Source organism: Caldivirga sp. MU80 (assembly GCF_001663375.1).
Taxonomy (GTDB): domain Archaea; phylum Thermoproteota; class Thermoprotei; order Thermoproteales; family Thermocladiaceae; genus Caldivirga.
This window is the reverse complement of sequence record NZ_LCTF01000028.1, coordinates 1-25,151: the sequence shown is the minus strand read 5'-3', so window position 1 is coordinate 25,151 and position 25,151 is coordinate 1. Positions and strand designations below refer to the sequence as shown.

At 47.2% G+C, this 25,151-nt stretch carries 21 protein-coding genes and 1 tRNA gene; 12 read left to right on the top strand and 10 right to left on the bottom strand.

Annotated features, from left to right (window positions below; genetic code table 11):
* Nucleotides 1-89: 89 nt before the first annotated feature.
* Both metG and AAX04_RS08550 read left to right on the top strand, forming a co-directional pair.
* The gene (metG, locus tag AAX04_RS08555; RefSeq protein ID WP_066796899.1) at nt 90-440 is read left to right on the top strand and encodes a methionine--tRNA ligase subunit beta; all 351 of its coding nucleotides are present in this window, start codon (nt 90-92) and stop codon (nt 438-440) included.
* Nucleotide 441: 1 nt separating this feature from the next.
* Entirely contained in the window at nt 442-885 is a 444-nt protein-coding gene (locus AAX04_RS08550) for a Gfo/Idh/MocA family protein (RefSeq protein ID WP_238377845.1), read from the top strand.
* 154 nt (nt 886-1,039) lie between these two features.
* On the opposite strand, the gene AAX04_RS08545 is transcribed toward AAX04_RS08550, so the two are convergent.
* On the bottom strand, nt 1,040-1,369 hold the full coding sequence (locus tag AAX04_RS08545; RefSeq protein WP_156519777.1) for a Gfo/Idh/MocA family oxidoreductase: 330 nt from the start codon (nt 1,367-1,369) through the stop codon (nt 1,040-1,042).
* A gap of 317 nt (nt 1,370-1,686) precedes the next feature.
* Here AAX04_RS08545 and AAX04_RS08540 point away from each other — a divergent pair, with 317 nt between their 5' ends.
* On the top strand, nt 1,687-3,030 hold the full coding sequence (locus tag AAX04_RS08540; RefSeq protein WP_238377844.1) for a transposase: 1,344 nt from the start codon (nt 1,687-1,689) through the stop codon (nt 3,028-3,030).
* Between the two features lie 160 nt (nt 3,031-3,190).
* On the opposite strand, the gene AAX04_RS08535 is transcribed toward AAX04_RS08540, so the two are convergent.
* Nucleotides 3,191-3,406, bottom strand: coding sequence for a hypothetical protein (locus AAX04_RS08535; RefSeq protein ID WP_066796887.1), 216 nt, complete (start codon nt 3,404-3,406; stop codon nt 3,191-3,193).
* 142 nt (nt 3,407-3,548) lie between these two features.
* On the opposite strand from AAX04_RS08535, the gene serS reads away from it, so the two are divergent.
* Complete coding sequence (gene serS / locus AAX04_RS08530) at nt 3,549-4,952, top strand: serine--tRNA ligase (protein WP_066796885.1); 1,404 nt, start codon at nt 3,549-3,551, stop codon at nt 4,950-4,952.
* A 50-nt stretch (nt 4,953-5,002) separates the two neighbouring features.
* Nucleotides 5,003-5,323 (top strand): hypothetical protein, encoded by a 321-nt coding sequence (locus tag AAX04_RS08525; RefSeq protein WP_066796883.1) that lies wholly within the window; start codon nt 5,003-5,005, stop codon nt 5,321-5,323.
* 12 nt (nt 5,324-5,335) lie between these two features.
* Here the strand turns inward: AAX04_RS08525 and AAX04_RS08520 are convergent, their stop codons facing one another.
* Nucleotides 5,336-6,478 (bottom strand): PLP-dependent aminotransferase family protein, encoded by a 1,143-nt coding sequence (locus AAX04_RS08520; RefSeq protein ID WP_066796880.1) that lies wholly within the window; start codon nt 6,476-6,478, stop codon nt 5,336-5,338.
* A gap of 115 nt (nt 6,479-6,593) precedes the next feature.
* Here AAX04_RS08520 and AAX04_RS08515 point away from each other — a divergent pair, with 115 nt between their 5' ends.
* Nucleotides 6,594-7,454, top strand: coding sequence for an NAD(P)-dependent oxidoreductase (locus AAX04_RS08515; RefSeq protein WP_066796877.1), 861 nt, complete (start codon nt 6,594-6,596; stop codon nt 7,452-7,454).
* 33 nt (nt 7,455-7,487) lie between these two features.
* On the opposite strand, the gene AAX04_RS08510 is transcribed toward AAX04_RS08515, so the two are convergent.
* From AAX04_RS08510 to AAX04_RS08500, 3 genes are all read right to left on the bottom strand, one after another.
* Nucleotides 7,488-9,311 carry a hypothetical protein gene (locus AAX04_RS08510; protein WP_066796874.1) on the bottom strand — a complete coding sequence of 608 codons (1,824 nt, stop codon included), beginning with the start codon at nt 9,309-9,311 and terminating at the stop codon, nt 7,488-7,490.
* A gap of 117 nt (nt 9,312-9,428) precedes the next feature.
* Complete coding sequence (locus AAX04_RS11965; RefSeq protein ID WP_202904435.1) at nt 9,429-9,713, bottom strand: hypothetical protein; 285 nt, start codon at nt 9,711-9,713, stop codon at nt 9,429-9,431.
* A 345-nt stretch (nt 9,714-10,058) separates the two neighbouring features.
* Nucleotides 10,059-11,504, bottom strand: a complete 1,446-nt coding sequence (locus AAX04_RS08500; RefSeq protein WP_066796868.1) for a DUF2139 domain-containing protein — start codon at nt 11,502-11,504, stop codon at nt 10,059-10,061.
* 676 nt (nt 11,505-12,180) lie between these two features.
* Here AAX04_RS08500 and AAX04_RS12590 point away from each other — a divergent pair.
* Nucleotides 12,181-12,390: a helix-turn-helix domain-containing protein gene (locus tag AAX04_RS12590; RefSeq protein WP_084761297.1), complete on the top strand. Its 210-nt coding sequence runs from the start codon at nt 12,181-12,183 to the stop codon at nt 12,388-12,390.
* Between the two features lie 54 nt (nt 12,391-12,444).
* Here AAX04_RS12590 and AAX04_RS08495 read toward each other — a convergent pair whose 3' ends face one another.
* The 3 genes from AAX04_RS08495 to AAX04_RS08485 all read right to left on the bottom strand — a co-directional run bounded on the left by AAX04_RS08495 (nt 12,445) and on the right by AAX04_RS08485 (nt 16,932).
* On the bottom strand, nt 12,445-14,856 hold the full coding sequence (locus tag AAX04_RS08495) for an ABC transporter substrate-binding protein (RefSeq protein WP_066796865.1): 2,412 nt from the start codon (nt 14,854-14,856) through the stop codon (nt 12,445-12,447).
* Between the two features lie 64 nt (nt 14,857-14,920).
* The gene (locus AAX04_RS08490) at nt 14,921-15,895 is read right to left on the bottom strand and encodes an ABC transporter permease (protein ID WP_066796863.1); all 975 of its coding nucleotides are present in this window, start codon (nt 15,893-15,895) and stop codon (nt 14,921-14,923) included.
* Nucleotides 15,892-16,932, bottom strand: a complete 1,041-nt coding sequence (locus tag AAX04_RS08485) for an ABC transporter permease (protein ID WP_084761296.1) — start codon at nt 16,930-16,932, stop codon at nt 15,892-15,894. The genes AAX04_RS08490 and AAX04_RS08485 overlap by 4 nt, the downstream gene beginning before the upstream one ends.
* Before the next feature lie 105 nt (nt 16,933-17,037).
* On the opposite strand from AAX04_RS08485, the gene AAX04_RS08480 reads away from it, so the two are divergent.
* Genes AAX04_RS08480 through ileS form a run of 3 tightly spaced genes read left to right on the top strand, consistent with a single transcriptional unit; the run spans nt 17,038 to nt 23,734 of the window.
* Entirely contained in the window at nt 17,038-18,309 is a 1,272-nt protein-coding gene (locus AAX04_RS08480; protein WP_066796861.1) for a hypothetical protein, read from the top strand.
* Nucleotides 18,310-18,314: 5 nt separating this feature from the next.
* The gene (locus AAX04_RS08475; RefSeq protein ID WP_066796859.1) at nt 18,315-20,693 is read left to right on the top strand and encodes an extracellular solute-binding protein; all 2,379 of its coding nucleotides are present in this window, start codon (nt 18,315-18,317) and stop codon (nt 20,691-20,693) included.
* 56 nt (nt 20,694-20,749) lie between these two features.
* Nucleotides 20,750-23,734 (top strand): isoleucine--tRNA ligase, encoded by a 2,985-nt coding sequence (gene ileS, locus AAX04_RS08470; protein WP_066796858.1) that lies wholly within the window; start codon nt 20,750-20,752, stop codon nt 23,732-23,734.
* Between the two features lie 54 nt (nt 23,735-23,788).
* On the opposite strand, the gene AAX04_RS08465 is transcribed toward ileS, so the two are convergent.
* A complete protein-coding gene (locus AAX04_RS08465) occupies nt 23,789-24,412 on the bottom strand; it encodes a DUF1122 family protein (protein ID WP_066796856.1) in 624 nt (207 codons plus the stop codon).
* A 58-nt stretch (nt 24,413-24,470) separates the two neighbouring features.
* Here AAX04_RS08465 and AAX04_RS08460 point away from each other — a divergent pair, with 58 nt between their 5' ends.
* Together AAX04_RS08460 and AAX04_RS11960 are read left to right on the top strand one after the other, a co-directional pair.
* Nucleotides 24,471-24,974 (top strand): 8-oxo-dGTP diphosphatase, encoded by a 504-nt coding sequence (locus AAX04_RS08460; protein ID WP_066796854.1) that lies wholly within the window; start codon nt 24,471-24,473, stop codon nt 24,972-24,974.
* A 35-nt stretch (nt 24,975-25,009) separates the two neighbouring features.
* A tRNA-Asp gene (locus AAX04_RS11960) sits at nt 25,010-25,107 on the top strand.
* Nucleotides 25,108-25,151 lie beyond the last annotated feature (44 nt).

Below are 25,151 nucleotides of genomic sequence, written 5' to 3'. Positions count from 1 at the left end.
TATATAGTGAATGTAGTGCTATGTAGTATGCGCTGGTTATGAAACGCATCAGTGCCTAACACTTATTAAGCTGCCGTGGTACCCTCAATATGGCCCAGTCCAGTGGCGGTACTGTGAGTAGGGATTACTTCGCTAAGTTGGATTTGAGGGTTGGTAAGGTTGTTGAGGCTCAGAGGGTTGAGGGTAGTAGGAAGTTGATTAAGCTGGTTGTTGACCTGGGCTCGGAGAGGAGGCAGATACTGGCTGGCCTAGCCGAGCACTATAAGCCCGAGGAGTTGGTGGGCATGTTCATAGTCGTCGTCGCTAACATGGAGCCCAGGACCATGTTCGGGTTAACCAGCCAAGGCATGCTACTGGCCACATGCGGTGAGAGGGGTAAGCCACTCCTACTAACCGTGCAGGGGGCTGATGACTCACGCCTTGGGGAGAGGGTGTGTTGACATGCGCATAGCCGTGGTTGGCTGCGGTGGCTTTGGTAGGGTTCACCTGAATGCCCTCAGGGAGCTGAATAGGGGTGATGTTGAGGTTTACGTATTCAGTAGGAGCCCAGAGACAGCTAAGAAATGCGCAGGTGAATACGGGGCTGCGGGTTACTTCACTAACTACGATGACGTGGTTAAGTCCAATGTTGATGTTGTTGACCTGATAGTCAGCCACGATATGCATGCCCCAATGGCTATTAAAGCCATGGAGGCTGGTAAGCATGTAATCCTGGAGAAGCCCATAGCCAGGACTATGGAGGAAGCTAGGGCTATAATTGACGCCTCAGTGAGACATAGGGTTAAGTTCATGGTGGCTGAGAACTGGTACTTCGACCCAGCCGTGTGGAAGGCTGTTGAACTGGTTAAGGAGCTGGGTAACGTGCACACCATAATAGTTAGATGACCCCTTCCCCGCCCTGTAAGGGTGGGGTTTTCATCTTGGAGGTCTTGGTTGTTACCCCGCCTATTGCGGGGTTATTAAACATCCCAGTAAAGTTGGGGTAATAAACCTGACGCATAAGACCCCACACAATGGGATAAGTGGGATAACCCCACTCCTAGAGGGAGCGAGGCTTGACCATTTTGTCGCCGTAAACCCTACCGTAAGTCACGTTAACCCTCCTGCTGACTGGGTCCTCAATCAGGCTGCCGTTTTCGCCGTAAACCTCAAAGGCTGGTACACTGGGTGGTTTCATCATACCCCAGCTGTACATTATGAACCCCCTAGCCCTGTTCTTAAACCTGAATATACCTACGGTTGTGTCCTCACCCTCAATACCGCTTATCGTCCTGTAGGATACGCCACAGGCCTTATCGTAGTCACCACCTATGTTTAGGAGGGTGTCGACGAAGTGTATCCCACCATCTATGAAGGCGCCACCACCCACCAACTCCTAACCCACCTCCAACCACCTGGCCTACCGTAATTGGTTGACAATAATGGTTGAGTCTCGCTCCTTCTAGGGGGTGTTGTTTCTTTGTTTGTTTAAAGTTTTAGTCTATTGTCCAGTATTTTTGCTTCTGGTTATGTTTTAATTCCTCCTTTGCTTAGCTTTTCTCGGTGTCTGGGTTGGTGCCTCCGAGAGGGGGTTCAATCTCTTTGGATGAGCCGGTGGGGCGATACCCCACCCTTTTCACCAACCCAGGCACACCTTCCCATCCTAAACCAAGGAAAGGGGACGTACGCACGGTTAGATTGAGGTTGTTGCCTAGTGGTGCACAGGAGAGGAAGCTGAGGAAGCTAGCTGATGCTACTGCCAAGTTGTGGAATGAGTTGAATTATGTTAGGCTTGTGCAGTTTAGGGCATCAGGCAAGGTAAACTTTAAGGACACTGAGCATGAATTCTACTACAGGTTCAATTCAGTGCTTGGTGTTAATGCTGGGCAGGTGATTAACCTGAATAATTGGGCTTGGGATTCATTCTTTAAGTTGTTTAGGCTTTACAGGCAAGGCAAGTTGCCTAAGTTCATGGGTAAGCCTTCACCACCTGGTTTTTGGAAGGACAGGCTACTAGGCAGGAGGTTGTTGAGGATTCTCGTTAGGAATGACAGATACTACTTGGAGCCTATTAATGGTGGTGAGGGTTACTTGGTCCTCAAGGATTGGGGTTTGAGGATAAAGTACGCTGGGAGGATTAAGTGGAGTGGTAAACAGGGCACGTTGGTGATTAAGTTTGAGGATGGTAGGTGGTTCGCATACGTACCGATCACTGTTGGAGCTAAACCAGCGAAGAGCAACCCAAAGGGTTACGTTAAGGGCATTTACGAGAAGATACAAATCGAGGAACCCAAGGGTAGTAACAAGGCTTTCATAGACATTGGGTTGAATAACTTGTTTGCCGTTGTTTTTAATCACAGCGACACTGCAATCCTAATCAAGGGTTCGACGATTAAAGCTGAGTATTACTACTGGAAGAGGGAAATAGGCACCTACCAATCAGTCAGAGACTGGCTGAGGAACCACGGATTCGAAGCATGGAGGAGGTACCATGCCTATTGGCTGCATGCCAAGTATAAGCAACACGAAAGGCTTAGGCACTACTACAGGACGGCAATCAGATTCCTAGCCAAGACACTCCATGGAATGGGTGTTGACGAGGTATTCATCGGATACCCATACATGCTTAGCCAAAACAACAGTAATGAGTACAACACCAATGTTTGGTGGTTCAACAAGGTCATTAGGTGGTTGGGTGAGGTGCTGCAGGAATACGGCATAAGGCTCAACGTGGTTAATGAATACGGTACTAGTAAACAATGCTCCATATGCAATATAAACCATGAAAACGGCAGAATCAAGAGAGGACTCTACGTATGCGAATTAACTGGAATAAAGATTAACGCCGATTTGAATGCGGCAAGGAACATAGCGAAGAGGGTAGGTTACGAAGCACCAATACCAAAAAAGATACTGAGCTACATAGTAACAACCAATGGTGTAAAACCATTAACCCCCAAAGAGGGGGTAACAACCAAGACCCCCACAGTGAAAACCCCGCCCAAAAAGGGCGAGGAGGGGGTCATTTACTGTTTAATGGTAAACCAATAAGTTTACCCAAGGTTAACGTTGTTAAGGCTGAGCTTGAGGGCTTCATTAAGGCTGTTGAGGAGGATAAGCCGGTTCCAATGCCACCTGAGGTGGCGCTTAGGGACCTTAAGGCCGTTCTGGACGTTTACAATAACCAGTGCATCTAACCTATTGAATCTTTTCATTTTTGGGTTGAATCTTGACTAGGTGCCTTAAGCTTAATCACACTACCATATCTCTCGGCACAGTCGCTGCATGCAATAACCCTGAAGTTCATGCCAATGTACTCGTCGTTGATAACCACGACCTTAGCCTCACTGGGCTTAACAGGCTTGAAGCAGAAGAAGCATATCAACTCCCTACCCCTAAACCCCCTATACCGAAGCCTCTTGCTCATCCCTAACCACAGCGTTAACGCATAGTCTCTTAATAAGGTTTCGCGGGAACCATAAACGCTCCATCACCCATCAGTACGCCGCGCCTTTTACTCTCTGTGGAACGTGGATAAGCGTTATTAAGGTTAGCCCCAGGTTGCGTATGTGAGCTGGAGCCTACTGGCTACCCTTAGGGAAAGGCCTGATGACGTTAGGAGGATGCTTAGGTGGAGGGGGTATGATGAGTCGATGGTTGACCAATTCATGTCCCTTGACAGCGAGTGGAGGGGTATTAAGGCTAAGGTTGATGAACTTAGGCATAGGAGGAATGCCCTCAGTAGCCAAATCTCTAAGGCTCCCCCTGAGGCTAGGGGTGCTTTGATAGAGGAGGCTAACAAGGTTCTTAAGGAGCTGGACTCCCTCAACGCCGAGCTCAGCAGGATTGAGGGTGAGAGGGATTCGCTATTGAGGAGGTTCCCTAACCTGATCCACGAGTCAGTCTACTCAATATGCCAAAACGAGTCCGTGGAGTCCGTGGCCCTGAAGTACGTTGGTAGGCCTAGGGTGTGGAGGGGCTACTTGAATCAGCTGAGTGGTTTAGGTGGTGTTGAGCCTGAGGTTATTGACTGGCAGCCCGTGGGCCACGCCGACATGCTCGAGGGTGTGCTTGGCCTTGGAGATACGGCTAAGGCTGGGGAGGTTGCCGGGAGCAGGTTCTTCTACCTATTCGACGACTTAGCCTGGCTCAACCTAGCCCTATCCCTATACGCAATTGACTTCCTCACGCAGAGGGGATTTAGGCTCGTTATGCCGCCCCACATGCTCAACTACGACGTGATAAGCTCAGTGATAGACTTCGAGGCCTTCAAGGACGCAATATACAGCGTGGATAATGGGCAACTCTACCTAATAGGCACCGCCGAGCATCCATTGGCTGCGCTGTACAGGGGTAGTGAACTGCTTGAGAAGGACCTACCCATACTACTGGCCGGCTTCTCACCATCATACAGGAGGGAGGCTGGGGCTGGTAATAGGGACCTTAAGGGCATCTTCAGGGTTCACCAGTTCTACAAGGTGGAGCAGTTCGCCTTCACCCTACCTGAGGATAGTTGGAATTGGCATGAGAAACTCCTAGGCAACCTAGTGGAGATTTGGAGCAGCCTGGAGATACCCTTTAGGATTGTCCTAGTGTGCCCGAGGGAAATGTCCAGGACAGCCGCCAAGCAGTACGACCTTGAGGCTTGGATGCCAGCCCAGGGGATGTTTAGGGAGATGGCGTCATGCAGCAACGTCACCGATTGGCAGTCTTATAGGCTTGGGATTAGGGTAATTAGGAAAGGCATGAAGAGGGAGTATGTGCACACCCTCAACAGCACAGCCATAGCCATCGAGAGGACTATAACGGCTATACTTGAGAATAACCAGGAGGAGGATGGGACTGTTAAGATACCTAAGGTGCTTAACAAGTACCTCGAGGCATTCCCAAAGGCCCCAAGGGACTACATACACCCGAGGGGGAAGGTGATTAGGGACAGCAACGGCAGGGTTATTGAGGTTAGGCGCGCCTAAACATGGCTTAATGCTTTAATTACGGTGAAAATCAACGAGGTGAGGTCGGCATGAGTATACTGTACAAGTCCTACATCTACGCATCCGTGGAGTGCGACATGAATTACGATAAGTACAGCGAGGGTGGTCGAAGGTACGTCCCCTGCACCGTTAAGCTTAACAGGCCCATTGCCCACGCCCTACTGCCCATACTTAAGGACTATGCATCAAAGATGCTGGCTGGGGGAGACGCAGTTAGCCTAAGTGTGGTTAGTAATTCAGAGTTGAGTATTAGGGTTTACGTTGATGCTATGAAGTTGGGTTACACGGCCGGCGAGGTCGTGGATAGGTTAATGGGCGTGGTGGAGGGGTACTCGTACTGCACACCATAGGGGACGACATGATTAATACTGGTCCTTAACCAGCCTGGACAGTAGCTTAACACCATTCTCAATGTCCTCCGCCTTAATTACCCCTATGCTTAACCTAGCCGAATCAACGGGACCCTTGCCTATGAAGAACCTGCTAGCCGGTACGTAGGTTAACCCGAACTTAACCGCTGTCCTAAGTAGCCTTTCAGCGTTGACGCCGAGCCTAACTAGGGCGTAGAACCCGCAGCTTGGGTTAAACTGAAGGGAACCCGGCATGTAATTGTTTAAGGCTTCAATGAGCCTACTGAGCTTACTCTTATACGTGGACCTCGCCTTATCCAAGACCTCGCTGATTACACCCATCCTGAGTAGCTCATAGACCACGAGTTGGGTTAATGTTGATGTTGAGAAGTCATGCTGCTCAAGTCTCTCTAAGCTACCCCTAAGCCAACCCGGTGCAACCACAAAGCCAACCCTAAACCCCGGCCCAAGCAACTTTGAGAACGTGCCAACGTAAATGACGCTACTGGACAGTGCCCTAAGCGGCCTTAGGACATTACTGGACAGTATTGTGTATGGGTCATCCTCAACCACCACAAGCCCCCTCTCCTCAGCGAGCTTAACCAACTCCCTCCTCGACTCCTCACTCATGCTAACGCCCGTTGGGTTATGGCAACTTGGTATCGTGTAAACCACCCCACCCTCATCAGCAGCCTTAGCCAACTGCCCAATGTCCATGCCATTATTAGTAACCCGTATACCCACTACCCTACCGCCCTGGAATCTAAAGGGGGCTAGGGTCTCGTAGAAGGTGGGGTCCTCGACATAAACCCTAACACCCCTCCTAACCAGTAGCTGAGCCAGGAGCTTGATTGCATGCTGAGCGCCGCTAGTTATAATCACATCCCTCCAATCAGCGCTTACGCCTAGGTAATCCCTGAGATACCTAGCTACCTCAACTCTAAGCCCCTTAAACCCACCAGCCCCCGGGTAGGCTAAGGCACCTGTACCGTATTCAGATAACACATGCTCAACCGCCTCCCTAATTCTGCTCAGCGGTACCAACCCTGGATCAGGTGAACCACTGGCGAAGTTAAACCTAATACCCCTCCTTGATAGCCTACTGGCCAGTTCAACAGGCGACCATTCAACCCTGGGCAACCTCACCTTAACCATAGCCACCCAGCCTGTTAACCCTAAATAAATCATAGTGTTATATATTAGCTACCTTGTCATTATTGTCAAGGAATTGACTCAAAAGATTATTAATAAGGCCCATTGACGAGTACCTATGCGGGTATGCGTTATAGGGTTGGGTAGGATGGGTAGGGGTATTGCGGTAAACCTCTCCAGAAGGGGGCATGTTGTTCAAGGCTTCGACGTAGACCCTAACGCCGCGGGTAGGCTAAGCGGCACGGGGGTTAAGGTCACTAGTGACACCACTCAATGCGCCGAGGGAGCCGACTACGTAATACTCGCCCTACCCACCGGTAGAGAGTCGCTTGAAGTCATTAGGGGTATAGTTAATGTGGCTAAGGGTGTTATACTGGACACCACAACCATGAGCGTCAGTGAACTTAGGGATGTGATGCAGGTTGTTAATGAACATAGACTTAAGTACCTGTCAGTTAGGCTTGAGAAGGGGCCTAGGGAGGCTGAGAGGGGTGAATTGGTCCTATACGTTGGTGGTGACAAGGCACTATTCGATGCGTCAATGGAGGTCCTAAGCCAAATAGGCACCCCAATATACATCGGTAGCCATGAGCAGGCCACGGCGCTTAAGCTAATAAGCAACATCATACTGACGGCAAACGCCGTAATACTGGCTGAGGTGTCGGCTTTAATACGCAAACTGGGTATTGACCCCGACTCCGTGGTTAAGGCATTGTCCATGGGCGGCTCCGACTCAGCCCAATTAAGGGCAAGGCTACCCTGGATGCTTAAGGGTAGTTACGGTGAATCCTTCTCAATTAAACTGGCCAGGGATGTCATAGATAAGGCCCTTGAGTATGCTCAATCCACGGGAGTTCAGCTACCCTTAACCACACTGATAAATGAGCTACTTAGGCTAGCCGAGGCCTCAGGCTACGGTTCAAGGGACTTCTCCGAAATAGCTGAGATGCTTAAGGTTAATGAAAAGGTAACGAAGTAGTTAAGCCTAACGACGGTGAACATTAACAGTACCTTAGGTTAACTTAATCATTAATGGTGATTCACCTTCAACGTTAACCCTAATCCTAACGACCCTATCACCACCCTCAACCCCCCTAACACTACCCCTACCACCCACCGCCACAGCGTTTGTGACGTTACCAAGCTTACCTGTATCTATCGTTACCACGGCGTTAATTGGGTGATTATTCATGTTGTAAACCACGAGGTGCCTATTGGTGTATGGTATTAGGGAGAAGTTGCTTGCAAATGAAGCCTCAGGGTCAACCCTTAAGCCAATGTACTCGAACACTATATCCCTAAGTGTGCGCCTAACCACCTCGGGATAGTAATCCTTGAGGTACGGTGCGTACTTAGTTACGTTAACGACGTAAACCCTTGACTTACCATACTCGTTAACGTAGATTACAGGATACCTATAAACGCCATCACTGGCTTCAAGAAGCACCTTACCGCTGGTAACGTTGAGCACCGGCCCAATGGGCGATGCCTGAGGTCTCCTGTACATGTGCTGGTAAGTGTAGCTTCCCCTAACGAAGTATAGCACGTCAATCACGGGGCTTAACAGTGGGTTATCCTTAGCTAAGCCCAGTAGTTCAATGCCGTCGTAACCTAAGGCACCTTCGGCTATTAGCTCGGAGGCGCTTGACGTAACCACTAGGTTAACACCCCTCCTGGCCAATTCAACAACATCCATGACCCCGATTAAGTGCTCCGTAACCAGCACATAATCCCCCTCCTTAATTTTGCCAGGGTCAATGGGCCTTATTGGGATGCCCACCATGCCCAGGTAGTCGTGGATGTACTTCTCGAAGACTGCGCCGCTGGTTTGTATTGCTGGCATTAATATGCCCAGCTTATCCATGGTCTGGTTACTGTAGATGCCCTTAATCACAGGCTCCTCCACCTTAACTGACTCAACATACCTAGCCCTATTCTCCAAGGTTAACGAGTATGCGTCAAAGAGCACTATTTCGCCTATTGTCGTTAATGCACTGAACCAAAGCTGCCTAAGGTAAATGTTAGGGCTTATTATAACACCACTGTAGAGTCCATTGAATGTGTCGAACCAAACACCCTTAAGCTTATCGCCAACTATAGCCCTAGCATACTCGGTTATTAGGAATGAGTTGTACTGCTCAGTACCTTCCCTACTCTCCGTACCAATATAGATGCTGTCAAATAGGTTGGCTAGTTTACTTAGTACAAGCCCCCTGTGCGCAAAGTCCTCCCTCCACTCTGCAACCTTAAGGTTAACCCTAACATTCCTATTGGCTTCCTTGGCAGGTTTAATGACGAAATTCTCAGAGACGTCAAGCATTACCGTGGCCGAGTACCTGGCCCATAGATCAAGAATCCTCCTATCATTATTCCTAATAGCCCTCATTAATTCACCCCTAGTCAGCGATAACCCAAACATGTTGTTGAACAATTCAACATCATGATCACTGTGGCACCACTGAGCCCAGAAGTCATCAATAAGTATTTCATTGAAGTGACCTGCCAGGTGACTCATTGCATTGGCGATAAGCCTTTTATTATTATCATCACTAATGCAGGCAACCTTAAACCCATAATCCTCGTACGTGTACCATCCATCCCCCCAAGTGCCTATTGCAGTTCCCCCAGCTAACTCAAACTCCCCCTCAAGTTTCTTAACCATAGCATCAACCTCATCATCACCCAGTAGTAAACCATCCCTATAATTTTCAACATAAATCCGCGTAATGTTAAGCGCCCTAACGACGCTAAGAAACCTTCTAAACAATTCCTCATTCCTTAAAAAACCCCTGACTGCGTGGGCAGTCATATACGTGGATAATTTAAAGTCACCCATAAGGGTTGAGGTAACTCGATGTTTTTAAGTATTAACCTAGGCTAATTAGGCATCTAAAGAACAATAATATCAAAAATAGAAAGATTATTTAGCCACTTTTTAACTGCAGATTAAACTTTATCTCCTTCTCAACGCTATTACCGCGGTTACTGCGGCAATGACTGTCACTATGATTACTCTTCCAATCACTAGTGCTGTGCTGATTACTGGTTTTGTGACTGTTACTGTGGTTACTGCCGTTGATGTTGCAATTGATGTGCTTGTTACTGTACTCGTTACTGTTGTTGAGGTGACTGTTGATACTGCTGTTGTGGTTGCTGCCACGGTGGTTGTTGACGTAGTCGTTGTTGTGGTTACTGGGGTGTATGGTATGTGGAAGTATGAGGCTATGTAAGACTGCACATTGGGATCAGGACTAGGTAAGCTTAGGAAGGTAGCTATCCACCCATACCTAGTCCAAAGGTTACCATTAACAATTGCCTCGGCTAAAGGAGGAACCTCACCAGTTGGGGCTATGTCCCCTAATAATACCTATGTTAATATGTTCATCCATTGAAGAGGCATACCAGGATTACCCATAATGTGCACTAACCCCTGTCTAGCCGGTGGAGGTAGGCAATTCATCTAGCTAATATTATAGTCATCTTTGACGTACTCTATTTGTATAAAATTGCTCATTATCTACCGCCGCTGAGGATAACCGCACTACCCTATATCATGTCCATGGCGTAAATTTAAATTTTCAAATTACGGCTCTAAAACTACTTCAGCCGATACCTCGGCGTTGTCGCTTAACTTGAATGCAACGATATCATCGTATTGCTCCAAGTCTATTACATTCCACCCACCCTTAAGCTGATAGTTATCCGTACGCACGTGTCCTGATAACGAGTATTCTGCTATAGTCAACACGACCTGCCTATCCGCACGTACCTTTAGCCTCCTTTTACCAAACCCCTTAAGTGGAATACCACCAAACCATCCACTTAATCCGCTCACCTCCTTGGAATAGGCGCCATCCCATAGCCATAGCCTAACTGGTGTTAGTGGTTTTGAGAGAACCTTATTAACAGGCACCTTAAATATGCCACCCATTCCAGACCTGTACGTGTACACGCCCGTATGGTTAGTGTGGGATGTGCCTAGGTATAGGTACTCTCCGTCAGTGGCCATACCTGAGATAAAACCCATTGATGCCATTATCTGCGGCACAACCGCATCAATACGCATTAGTAGCGTCACATCAGCCCTTGCCGATGGCTCCTTTAAGTGATCCCATGGGTTAAATGCAACTAACGGGATGCCGTATACGTAAGCCTTCTGGGACCTAACACCGCCGACGTGGTATGGCATGTTATCCTCAGGGTTATTAGTCTCAAGGAATGGGAACGCCATGTACCTGCCCTTATCTGGCTGAATGTAAACTAGGATACCTGCGTAAAATGCTATTAACCTATTTTGAAGCTGAACAATCTGACCACCCCTCCTGCGCACCTTAATTCTCTTGCCTTGGTCCAGTGCGAACTCGAACTCACTGACCCTATTCACTGACCCATCCCTCATGTTGTATATGACTATGGCTGAGTCCTCCATTAAAGCTGGGTTAAAGAGTGTGGCGTAGATCTTGTCATCCTTAAGCTCCATCTTGTAGATAGTCCCTTCAGCCAAGTACTCTGCTCTACGTTCCCTAAGTTCAATGCGCCATAAGCCCAGTTCAGCATGTCCATCGGCCCTTGTGAAGTAGACGGCATCCTCGTGGGCATCGTAGAGTAGGTCAGTGACTTCACCATACCAGTGGTTTGGCGGTATCTTATTATCCCACTTCCTCCACCATATTAAGTCAACCCTATTGGCCTCATCTATGGCGTGTATGTGACTGAACTTACTCCTCATATCCTGGAGCCCATTAGGCAATACACCTGGGGGTGCCTTAAGCCACCCACCAATGAAGAGTAAATCCCTTGACCAGGCCATGGCTGCATGCGTATCGCCAGCAACCCTTGGCTGTGCCCCAAGCTTCTCGTAACTGTATATTAACCTTCCATCTGCATAAACCCTGGCAGCATGGCCATCGTGGACGATTAGTGACCTTGACCTTGGGTGGAAGCCCACATATAGGCATCTGAAGCTATGATGCCCCAGCGCCACTTCATCAAAGGGTATGAACCCCTCAAGTATAAGATCCCTACCCATTACGCTTATGGATACTTAGGTATTTATAAGTGTGCGTTCCAACCTATACTCACCCTCATTAATCATGAAGATAATTAATACACGGTAATATATATAATGTTACAAAGTCAGTAATGCTTATAAGTTAGTTAAGGAATCATAATGACATGCACAACTATTTAACCATTAAATAGTAAATTAACTTACGTCGAGGTTAATCAATATTCATAAGGTTGACTGGACGTATAGGGCTAGCCAATACGAATTCAGTTATCATGTTATAGAACCGCATATAGATGAATCCAATGGTAATGCCTTCGAGTATTCAGTATTAAAGGTAAATAATAAGTCGACGTTAAAAATTATCCTAAGCATAATTAAGAACAATGATAATGTTAAGGAGGTTGTTGAGCTTAGGGCGTTAAATCCAGGTTATCCTAAGAGGGTAGGCATTACACTTAAGGTTAAGTTGGATAACTCGGTGAGATACAGGACTTATAAGCTAGGTGGTATCGAGATTAAGGATAGTATAGTGAACGGAATTGAACACTGGGGTTTTGTATTTATTGACCAAAAGAACCTAGGTGCAAAACTAGACACCTTTATGCATTACCTGATGAGTAACGGTGAGGTTATAGAAATGAACACCAAGCACATCGATATCTATAGAGTTATTCTCAGCGATAAGTCCCAATAGATTGGCTCCTTTCTTAGTAGAAGTGAACTAAGGGCGTTAAAGGCGGCTTACGATTTAGGATTCTTTGATGAATCAAGAAAATCGACACTGAGTAAGGTAGCTGATGCGCTGGGCTTATCACCAACTACAGTGAACTATGAGATAAGAAGGGGGATAAATAAATTATCGTCAATTTTACTAAGAGACAACCAGAGTAATAAGGTTAAATGATTATATTAAATGGTATAGAAAACATATTTTAAAAGTTAAGCATTTAGCCTTAGTTCATCTTCTTCTTAGTGCTATTATTGCTGCTACTGCTGCTATTACGATGACTATGACTACTATTCCAACTACCAGTGCTGTTGATATTACTGGTTTTGTTACTGTTACTGTGCTTACTGCTGTCGTGGTTGATGCCACTGTTGAAGTCACAGTACTAGTCACCGTTGCCGTTGAAGTAACAGTTGAAACAGCAGTAGTTGTAGTCGTGGTGGTAGTGGTTGTCGTGGAAGTCGTGGTTGATGTAGTAGTAACGGGGGTAGTAGTCGTAGTAGTGGTGGTAGTCGTAGTTGTTGTAGTGGTCGTTGTGGTTGTTGATGTGGTTGTGGTGACTGGAGTATACGGAATATGGAAATACGAAGCAACACAAGACTGAATACTAGCATCTGGGTTTGGTAATCCTATGAAGGTTGCGAATTGAGGAGTCTTAGTCCAAAGTGAACCATTAGCAATAGCCTGGGCTAGTGGTGGTACTTGCCCGGTTGGTGCGAAGACGCCGAATAGTATTGGACTGAACCCGTGTAATCCGTCAATAACGCTCCCGCCATTAAGTAGAACCTGCTGTGTTGTGAATGGCAGGCAGTTTAAAACCCAATTAACATCGGCTAACCCCTGCTTAAACTCCATAACTGCACTTAGTGACGCACCCACTGGTAACACTGGTATGTAGTACTCCCACCAGGCAAACAGTATCTTAGTGAGCAACTCATACTCAGGTGTACCTGGCCCACTCCACCTTGTACCGTATAGTGTCCAGTTAAATGGACTGAAGTAACCGTACGTACTGTTAACACATACAATGTCCTCATGGTTAAACAGCGTCACGGGCGTACAAGTGCCATTAGGCCACTGGAATGGCCACCAGCCATAGGGTGATGTCCACCAGTTAGGTACCATGTTTATCTGCGGTATGACCCACCATGGCCACATGTAGAAGTGCCACGTACCGTAATAACCAGTCATAGGTGTGGCAACGAACATTGACGATGCTATCCAACTACCCTGCCAGAAGTACGAACCCCAGAACGTTGCACCATCAATCGCAATAACATGCGTCGGTATACCAAACTCAGTTAGTTGATTGGCCACAACAGTCAGTATGGTTATCCAGTCCTGTGAGTAGTTAGGCACAACTATGTTTAACGTTAACGGTGTTCCATTCGGCAGGTACCATTGGTTACCCTTCTTATATAGGCCAGCCGATTGAAGTAGCTGAGCAGCCTTAGTCCAATTAACCGTGTAATTGTAAACAACACTAAGCACCGACTTGGGGTAAGTGTAGAGAGTGTATGGTGGGGTTGGTACAGCATTCCACTGTGGTTCATAAAGCGGAGCCCAGGCTAGCACAGCCTCAGTCCTATTGATTACGTACGCTAAGGCCTGCCTAACCTGAGTCATATTCCATGGGTACACCAGTGGATTAATGGATATACCGAAGTCGCTAAAGCCTGGCGCAACGTAGACAAAGAAGCCGGCGGACTTAAGGGCAGTGATTTGCTGCGGGCTCAGCGCCATACCAGCATAGTTAGCTGAACCTGACTCTAACGCCGCAATGGCCTGTGATGAACCACCAACGTAGTAAACGACAATTGACGGGTTATAGTAATTCCATGATGCGTATGGGAAGACCTGGTACCACTCACTCAGTAAGTTACTTGGCTCGAGGGATGTTTGAATGTATGATGAGCTAACGTACGTCAGGTACCATGGTGAAATACCCCAATAGGGGAGCAGCATCCTGGTTAGATTATTCTGTATGAATGTTGACCTCTCCGTTGAATTCATGCTTAATACCTTCTCCAGTATCGGCTTCCACACAGGGTATGGTGTTTCCACGGCATTTGCCTGATTTAGGATATATATCTCCATAATTGGGCTCCATAGGGACATGTTAGTTAATTCCAGGGTATAATTATCAACAACCCTCACCTGCCTCAGCAGCACACCTATATCCGAGTTGTTTAATGCCGGCCAATACTGGCCTGACGTTAAAACTTCAAGTATAATGTTCGCCCAAACATCCCATGCTGTGAACGGTATTGTTGCAGTCCCGTTAAACCAGTAAAGACCCTTCCTAAGGTGTATTATGAAAGTGTTATTCTGCGGTATATAAGTCCAATTTGCTGCAAGCACTGGGTAGAATTGCCCATTTAAGTCATTATACATGGCAAGCGACTCATATACATCAACTGTCTGACCCCAATACTTGTTAAAACTACCCGAACTGGCAACAGGGTTCCACAATGGCAGGTTAGGTGAGTAAAGTAACGTGGATGGGCTCGCTATTATTATTTGTGGCGGAGATGCGGAGTTAACCACGTGTACGCTTAAGATGGCTGCAACCGCCACAAGTATTGCAACCACTGATAGTATGATTGACTTAGCCTTCACCTTAACCGGTACCGGTTTATACATACCCGATAACGTCTGTCCTTATTTATAAATTTTATTCTAACCTGTTAGATATTAGATGTTAAGCTTAGAGCCTATTTAATGATTTACGTCTTCTATTCGCCAACTCATTCTCAATCTCCCTCCTTAACCTTGGATCAAAAACACCACCAAGGGAATTAGCAAACATCACGAACCCCATAAGCACTATGATGGATACCACCGTAATTATCAGAGCAGGTATTGTACCTGTAGCCGTAAATATTGCTGCTTCTTGGTAGAATGCGTTACCCAGTATTGCCCCCCAGTTTATGTTGCTGTATGGTATTAGTCCTAGGAATGCTAGGCCCATTGCACCGTAGAACCCACCATTAATACTCATGATGATGTTTATGGATATCCAAGGTAGCAGTGCAGGCATTATGTCGTTTGCTATTATTGATAGTGAGTTTAGGCCTAGCAGCCTCGACGCCTCAACGTAATCCCTATTCTTAGCACTCAAGGCAGCAGCCCTAACTGACCTGGCTAAGCCAGCCCAACTTAAAATACCCATTATGAATCCTAGAATGACTGGGTTACTTGACCTAAAGATGACGGCTAAAATTAACCAAAGGGCGAAGGAGGGTATTGTAAGTATGATGTTGAATATGAAGTTAAGTACCTTATCAACTAAGCCACCTAGGTAACCAGCTAGAAGCCCTAGAAGCGTACCTAAGCCGACGGTTATTGCAGCTGATATCACGCCTATTTCTAGGAAGTATCTTAGTCCCCATATTATGTCGAGCAGTAGTGGGGCTCCAACGTAATCAGCGCCAAGTATGTACCATGGTGATGGTTTTAGTGTTGGTGGTATGAATTGTAGTGCTACGTTGCTCCACTTTGGCCCTGGGTATGGGAATAGTGGTGCTGCTAGGGCTAGGGCTACTACGAAGACTGTTAAACCAAACCCAGTCTTACCCTGACCAGTACTCGTGAAGATGACTATTGAAACATACAACTGATGCAGGAAATCAACAACCCTATTAACAACCCTCCTACCAAGAGGAACAGAAACACCCATCATACACCCCTCACCCTAGGATCAATCAAACCATAAGTAACATCAGCAATAAAATTACCCAAAATAACAGCAATAATAATAATAAGGAAGGTACTTATAGTTAGAGTATAATCCCTAGCTCCAGCTGCAGCTGATAATAAGTAACCTAAGCCAGGTATTGCAAACATGGATTCGATAAATATGCTATTACCGAATAGTAGACCATAGGAAAACAATAATGCGGTTAACTGAGGCAGTAGTACATTTTTACCTATGTACGACGATAATATCCTACGTTCAGAAAGACCCCTAGCCCTAGCCACCGTGACGTAATCCTCGTGAGTGATACTTAAGGCCAGGTTTCGTGTACCGAATGCCCATCCTGGGAACAGGATTAGGAAGTACGTTAATACAGGTAATGTTAAGTGCTTCAGGAGACTTAGTATGAAGGCTATGTTTAAACCAGGTGTTAACCCCCTATCATATAAACCCGCCACTGGCAATATCTTAATGTACACACCGAAAGCTATCAGTAGAATGAGCGCCAACATGTAAGATGGGATTGAGTTAAATATCACTGAAAACGCGTTAATTAAGGTATCTAATTTACCCCTTTTTGATGCACCAATTAAACCTAGGTAATAACCAAAGATGAAGGCTAGTGTTAATGAGATTGAGACTATTAATATTGTCCATGGCGCGGCAGCCGCTATTAGAACAATGTTTGGCGCCTTGTAGAGCATGGAGTAGCCTAGGTTACCGTGGAAGAAGTTCCATAGGTACTGGAAGTACTGGATAAATAATGGAACGTTCGGGTTGTAACCAGTCATTATCTCAGCTAGGGTGACTGCCTGTTGATAAGGAACACCACCCCTAAGTAGATTCGATAACATTATCTCAAATGGGTTACCGGGCATTGCGTGAATCAGTAGGAAGGCTATGGTTACTGCTGTTAATAATTGCGCAAACAGCAGACCAATGGTCTTGAGGGCCCACATCACATTACCCCTAATTGCACTGCCTCTTCGCAACACCTCATGAACACTGTTCATTATAGCCATACTTCACATATAATGGATTATACTTTATAAGTTTTTCTCAGAGATGCATTAGTTTACTCCTTAACGCAATGCTTAATAATCCTTAGTATTACCGCAGTAGTACATATGAGTAAATACTTAGGTATTAAAAACGTGAGACACAGGCGCCTCGAGACATTACTTATCGTATTCTTAATACTACCGCTACTCCTCCTTGTCGTTCACGCTGAGGGTGATCAAGGGTTTCCCACAACCATGAGCGCCGTGGAGGAGCTGTGTCATACCCCCCAGTTTAACGAGACAATAGTAATGTATGGCCCCAGTCAAACGTACGTAACAAAAATGGTGACCACCTCGTCGGGTTTAGCCTATAGGATAGAGAATAATCTATACGGTATTAAGTCCTATAATGGGATATCTTACTTAGCCTTTAACCCATTAACTGGTACTGTTTGCTACTACGGCAACTTCACTAATGTGGTACCCTCAGCGGCGGTCTGGTCATACCCAGAGGCTGTTGTTGATGGTTATAAGCCATGGGACGGTTACCCAGTATACAACATTTACCGGAGCAACCTGACGCTACCTAGCAGGGTAATTGATCTACTTAAATCTGGGGGTGGGGGGTATAGTTGGATTAGGGTGACGTACTCAGTGGCCTATTCACCAGCTACGTTTCCTGTTGATTTCGCGTTTGACATATGGATGCTTTACAATCCCCATGAGGTTGGGGCAATAACTAAACCTGACCTTGAACTCATGATTTGGCTCTTCTTCAACAATACTAACATTACCTGGGCTGAGGTTGGAACCACTGAAATACCGATAATCGTCGATGGAGTCTACAGGAACGTGACCTTCGCCGTCTTAGTATCATGCAACTTCCCATGGACATACGTGGCTGTGGTTCCACAGGACATTGGTAACACCACCGAGGCTGGTGGCTGGAGGTCGGCAACTGTTGAATTTCAACTTGCACCATTCCTAAACACGATACTTCAATTTGTCCCGTTAAAGGAATGCGCAACCGGCTTAAGCTCAATACCGGTAAAGAATGTCACATACCTAGAGAATTTAACCATGGTTGATATTGAACTGGGCATGGAATTCGGGGACAGATTATCAAGTGGGGCCGCTGGCTACGTATATAACATTGACTTTCTCAGGGGACTGCCCATCAACGAGAAGGTGACCACTACCACGGTAACCGTGACATCAACAACAGAAACAACGACGACCTCAACCGTGACCAGTACGGTAACCACCACCAGTACAGTAACATCAATAAGCACCACGACTATCATAAGGCAGCAGGCCCCAATGCAACTGCTAATAGCCCTAGTAATACTGGTTATTATTGTGGTTGCCGCATTGGTGCTTATACTTGCGAGACGGTGAATTTAATGGCGAAACTACCGGTAAAGGCGCTTGCCATTGTGCTACTTACCCTTGTAATCCTAGCCATTGCGATTGTACTAACATTGAAGCCGGCGACTAAAACTACGGCTTTACCCGCGGTTCCCAATAAGACCATGATAATACTATGGGTTACGCCATTTGGTGGAACAAGTAATTACACTCTGCCGCAATGGGCTATACCAGGCGTGGTTGTTTGGTATCAGTGCGATAACCCAGGAGCCTCAGTGGCGTTGGTCAGCCAACAGATGAGGCTAATTCAAATGTATCTAAGCGAGAATAAGACAGTATTCATTAATTTGATGTGTGAGTTACCTACTGAGTGGAGGGGACTTCTTAATTACATTAACGTACCTACGTACATAATACAGGACTTAATGAACATTGATCCAGGTGGTAGGGGGCTTTACATAGGCTTCAGCGAGGAGAGGACATGCGTTGAGAACCCGGTGTGTAGATCAACAATGGTTAACATATATAGGGAGCTAAAGGCCCTGTTCCCTGAAGCCGGATTCTTCTACTATGCCGATGGTGATAACATTACTGATGTTTTGATTCTAGCTAAGGAGGCTAATTTAACCATTGTTGGTCGTGACAACTATGATTACTATTACGTCAATGGAACCGTTATTGTCCCATCCTACGTGATAAGTGATTTAATCTACTTGGAGAGGAATGGCTATAATGGCAGTCTATTAATGGGTGAACTTGGATTAAGGGTTTGCGATCAGTACGCCTATATCCAAGCCTCTCAAAACCCCTACATTGGGCCTAGGAACTGCACGGCACCGGCAATCTATGAATCTCAGATACTTAAGCAGTACATTAGTAAGGTTCACCCAACCTACGTAGGCATATGGGCGTGGAATGGCCCACCCTTCGGTATTGTTGATAATCCACTAATGATTAGGGTGCTGAGTCAATTCGCTGAAGCACCGAAACCCAGGTTGATAAAGCCACCTGGTAATATTATAAATGTTACATTCTGGGGTGGCTGGAATATTCAAGGCGTAATATCACTTATAGTTAATTATACTCTACACACAGGCAATTACATATCATACTCGATAATGCCTACCATTGGTACAATGCCCAATGAAACCTACATCCTAACTAAGGCTAGGGTGAGGGAACTGCCTAATGTTATGCAGGTTAATGGTGGGCCGTCCTTACTAGCCTTACCACTCCTAGGTGCAGCACTACTAAACTTCACACCAACTCTTAGTAACGTTGCTGGCTCAGCCATGGTCATCAATGGGGGTGTTAGTAACGTAATGCTTGCTAACACGTTTAATACCACAATGTTGGCCCTACCAATCACTGTGTATAGGGGTGGTTTATTGTTCATTAATGTTAATCTCCTTAGGGAGTATGGCTTACCCATCCCAGGGACCATTACCCAGTTAATTAATGATACACAGATGCTAGCCAACTATGGCTTCACGTGCATATGGGTAATACCCGGTGCTGACTATGGGCAGGACCAGGTTGACCTTTGGCAGTCCATATTTCTAAGCCTAGCCAGTGAGAAGTATGGGCCCGCTTGGGCGTCTAGGTTAATGAACGAACTGATGTACGGTGTGCTTGACCCCAGCAATTCCACAGTAATGAACCTTATTAATGAGACAAATAATTACTACCTACTGATAACTAAGTATGATTGCCCAGGCTGGCAAAGCATGAACTGGGCTGAGGCTGCAGCAATGCTCCTTCAGGGTGCGGCGGTCTTTCAGGTTAGCGGCAGTGAACTCATTGACTACGCATTAACGCAGGGAGTAATGATATACCCAGCGGCGCCGCAGTACCTGAATAACACTAACATTAATGTAATGTTTGAGCCCTTCCCAGGTACTGGGGGTGTTTATGTACTTTCTGCGGAGTCCGTGGCCGTGCCAATTCATGGCAATGCCACCACTAGGTTAAGTAGGGAGTTTGCTGAATTTTGGTCCTCATACAAGGGTGAACTTGCATGGAGCAGCGCAGGCGGTTGCTTAACTTGGTTTAACTCAACAAGCGTCTACGCATACCCCACGCAGCAGTACATCTGCAAGGACTTAGTGAACATACCCAGTTACGACTTTGCTGTAAGCCTAAGCCATGGTGGATTATTTCCAGACTCATACAGCTACTTATCAACCCAGCTAGTAAACCTACAGGAACGTGGCATGGGCTATTTGGGGAATTTCAGCGAATCCTTGTTAACATTTGAGAAAATAACCTACAGCGGGTGGGTTAATGCCAGTAGGATCGGGTTAAGTTACTTAGGCTACGACTGCATCCCCTTCGCTAACTATCTGCCACCCTGGATTAACCCAAGGACCTGTAGGCTGCAGCAATATTCACCTTGGTGGATATCCGGTGGTTAATGATCCTAGGTATTGCTCAAAGTTTAAAAGCCTTGGTCTTAGCGGGCTCCTTTAGGGTGTCTACTATTGATTTCCAGTTAGGTCCAAGGTACGATCCATTGAAGGTTGAGGAGGTGGTGTTGAGATTCTGGAGTGAGCGGGGGATACCAGAGAAGTGGAGGCGTTTCAACGGTGATAAGGGGCTTTTCGCATTCCTTGAGGGTCCACCAACCACCAACGGCTTCCCCCACGTTGGGCACGTTAGGGGTAGGACCTACAAGGACATTGTGTTAAGGTACCAGAGGCTTAAGGGTTACTCCCTCTGGGTTCAGGCTGGTTGGGATGAGCAGGGTCTGCCCGTTGAGATTGAGGTTGAGAGGAAGCTTGGGGTTAAGGTTAAGAAGGACATATTTGAGAGGATTGGGGCTGAGAGGTTCTCTGAGGAGTGCAATTCACTGGTTGACTATTACCTTAGGTATTGGGTTGAGGATGGGACAAGGAGACTTGGCCTTTGGCTCGACGTCGACAACGCCTATGAGACCAGGAGGCCCCATTATATTGAGCACGTCTGGGCCTTCATAAAGAGTGTACACGAGAAGGGGCTGTTGACTGAGGATTACAGGGTGCTGCCCTTCTGCCCCAGGTGCGAGACGGCGCTTAGCGATGCCGAGGTGGACCAGGGTTACGAGGATAGGGAGGACCCATCAATATTCGTCAAATTCCCTGTGGAGGGGGCTGAGGGCACATACCTGGTCATTTGGACGACGACCCCATGGACCCTGGTGGATAATGAGGCTGTGGCCGTTAACCCAGATGCAGATTACGTGCTTGTCAGAGTTAAGGTTAACGGTAAGGTTGAGAACTGGTGGCTTGCCGAGAAGCTAATGCAAGGTGTCCTGGGTTTAATTGGGGTTAAGGATTACGAGGTGGTTAGGAGGGTTAAGGGGAGAGAGCTTGAGGGGGTTAGGTACATTCACGTGTTCCTAAACGAAGTACCCGTGCATAAAAGCCACGGTAACGCCCATTACGTGATAGCCGAGCAGTTCGTAACCCTTGAGGAGGGTAGTGGACTGGTCCACATAGCCCCAGCCCACGGCCCGGAGGACTTTGAGGCGGCTAAGAGGCGTAACCTACCAGTGACTAACAGTGTTGAGATTAATGGGGTCTTTAACAACAATGGTGGTGTCTTCAATGGCATGTATTGGCTTGACGTGAGTCAAAGGGTTATTGAGGAGCTTAGGCGTAAGGGGTTGCTGGCGCACCACGGTAAAGTGATTCACAGGTACCCACATTGCTGGAGGTGCGGCACACCACTCATATATAGGACTGATAGGCAGTGGTTCATTAGGATATCGACGCTTAGGGGTAAGATGGTTGAGGAGCTGTCTAAGGTTAAGATAACGCCGCAGAGCCTTAGGAACAGGTTCGACGACTGGGTCGCCAACATTAAGGATTGGGTTATCTCAAGGAGTAGGGTTTGGGGAACCCCACTACCAGTGTGGAGGTGCAGGGATGACCCAGGTAAGGTACTGGTCGTAGGCTCAATAGAGGAGTTGAAGAAATTAGCCATAGAACTGCCTAATGTGCCCGATGAGAAGCTGGTGCACAGGCCCTGGATAGACATGGTTAAGTTAAGGACCCCCGACTGCAATGAGTGGGTTAGGGAGCCCTTCGTCTGCGACGTTTGGCTCGACAGTGGTGTCGCGTGGATAGCTGGGGTGGATGGGTTGAGGAATAGGGAGCTCTGGGGCAGGTTATACCCATTTGACTGGGTTACTGAGGCCGTTGACCAGACCAGGGGCTGGTTCTACAGCCTACTAGCCACCTCAGTGGCCTGGATGGGTAAGGCACCATACAAGTCAATACTGATAACAGGCCATGTCGTAGATAAGTTCGGGCAGAAGATGAGCAAGTCCAAGGGTAACGTCATTTGGGCCAGGGACCTCTTCAGTAGGTTTGGAGCTGACGTTACTAGGCTTTACCTAGCCTCCAAGGCCGCGCCCTGGGAGACCCTACCGGTTAACCCAGATGAATTCACGGGTTATAGGAACATACTGACTGTGCTTTGGAACAGCGTTAGGTTCGCTGACATGTACATGAGGCTTGATAACTATGATCCAACGAGGCACAGCATCGATGAGGTTCTACCCAGGGCTAGGAGCGAGGATAGGTGGATGCTTTCCAGGTACTTCAGTAGGCTCACTAGGATTACGCAGTACCTTGATGAGTTTAGGATTCATGAGGCAGCTAGGGAGTGGATTAACCTGGTCGTCGATGATATAAGCCACGGCTACATTAGGCTAATCAGGCGTAGGGTCTGGGTTGAAGGTGGTGATGAGGATAAGGTCACCGCCTACACCGTGCTTTACAACGTCCTGAAGGGCACATTAATAATAGGCTCAGTCTTCGTCCCATTCATAACCGAATACCTATACAAAGCCTTCGTTAGGGGTGGGGAGGAGAGCGTTCACCTAGCCCCAATACCAGAGGTTAGGCGCGACCTAGTGAATGAGAAGCTTGAGAAGGCTTATGACGCAGTATTTGAAGCCGTGTCCCTATCAGCAGCCATTAGGAATAACCTCGGCATTAAGCTCAGGTGGCCGTTGAGTGACATGCAGGTTAGGGTTAAGGATCCCGAAGCCGCCAGCCTGGTGAACAGTCTCATTGACCAGTTATCCTACCTATCCAATGTTAAGCAGATTAATGTAACCAGTGAACTCAAGTGTGATGACAACCATGTTAAAGCCGAGGGGGTATTAGTTGACGTATGCCTAAACAAGGTCATTAACGAGAACCTGTACTACGAGGCCATGGCCAGGGAGGTGGTTAGGAGGGTTCAGGTGATGAGGAGTAAGGCTAACCTTGACCTTGAGGAGAGGATTATGGTTTACATTACGGGTGATGATGAGGTTAAGAAGGCTGTGGAGAGGATGAGGGATTTCATTGAACGTGAAACCAGGGGATTGGTGACCTTTAGTGAGGTGGGTAAGCCACTATTAACGATGGATTGGGACATTGAGGATAAGAGGGTTAAGATAAGTATAGGGCGTTTAACCCAGTAACAAGTATACTCAATTGATCATTAAGTAATGGAACTGCGCCTATTCAAAAACCACCTAATAGGCGCCACCGTATTGAATCGGCACTACCCGACCCTCAACAATGGCCCTAGCCCTCTCAACCGCTTTAACCCAATATTCGTCAACACCACTATTACCCTTAAGGAATTCCCAAGCCCCCTTCCTAACCTTACCCCACTGCACCTCCGCCTCAAGATTATTTAAGGGCAATTGTCCCTCAAGCTTAGGCCCACCCTCAAGCCAACCCTCCGGGTAGTACCAGTCCTTTAGCCATGTGAAGCCAGCCTTAACCATGATGTAGCCTAACCTAGAGAGGAATGGTGGATAACCCCTCTGCAGCTGAACCCTAGTCTCACGGTCCGTTAAGTACTCCACGTAAAGCACATTACCAGGGCCCAGGTGCCTGGCTATCATGTTAATCAAGTGCTCGTCCATGAGGCCCCATACGGATTCATTAACATTGAAGACCTCAACCCAGGGCCCGTAGTAAGGCCCCCTACCCAGAAACACCTTAAGGCTGAGTAGCCTGGAGCCACCTAGGTAAAGGTTAACGTTAACCTCCTCCCTAAACCTACCATTACGCATAACGCCCCTAACCCTAACCCCATTAACCTCAATGCCGTTAACCAAGACCTCAACCAACTCCATTAGGTTAGCCATCCAGTAATACTCAGTTAAACTGAAATAAGCCTTATTCGGCCGGTAACCAGCTTAGGCAATGCGGGTCTACGTTGAGGTGCTGCTATACATAGTTAGGGATGGTGAGGTACTTTTGATTAGGAAAAGGAGGGGGCTTGGGGCAGGTTACATAAATGGCGTTGGAGGTAAGGTTGAGCCTGGTGAAGACCCCCAGGCGGCTGTTGTTAGGGAGGCGGTTGAGGAGGTTGGGGTTAAGCCCATTGAACCCAGATGGACCGGGTTGCTTGAATTCTGGAACTACGATGATGAAGGTGTCGAGTTCCACTATGTCCATGTGTACGTGGCTAACCAATACGAGGGTGAGTTAAGGCCATCTGAGGAGGCTGAGCCCATTTGGTTTAAGATTGATGACATACCCTACAACCAAATGTGGGAGGATGACAGGTACTGGCTGCCGCTGGTACTCTCAGGCAAGATGATTTACGGCAGGTTTAGGTTCAGGAACTGGAGGATGATTGATGGCTTCACCTCAATACTGGAGAACTGCAGCCAAGTCCCAACCAACATTAGGGTTAAGGATTAAAAGCTTATTAAACAGCAGCCTAAGTAGGCGTTAAGGCCCCGGTCGTTCAGCCTGGTCTAGGATAGTGGGTTATCCACCCTAAGGCGGGCCTGTCGAGCCCGAGACCCGGGTTCAAATCCCGGCCGGGGCGCCAGGGTCAACTAATGATGCATTGATTCTTCACTAGCAATACTACTT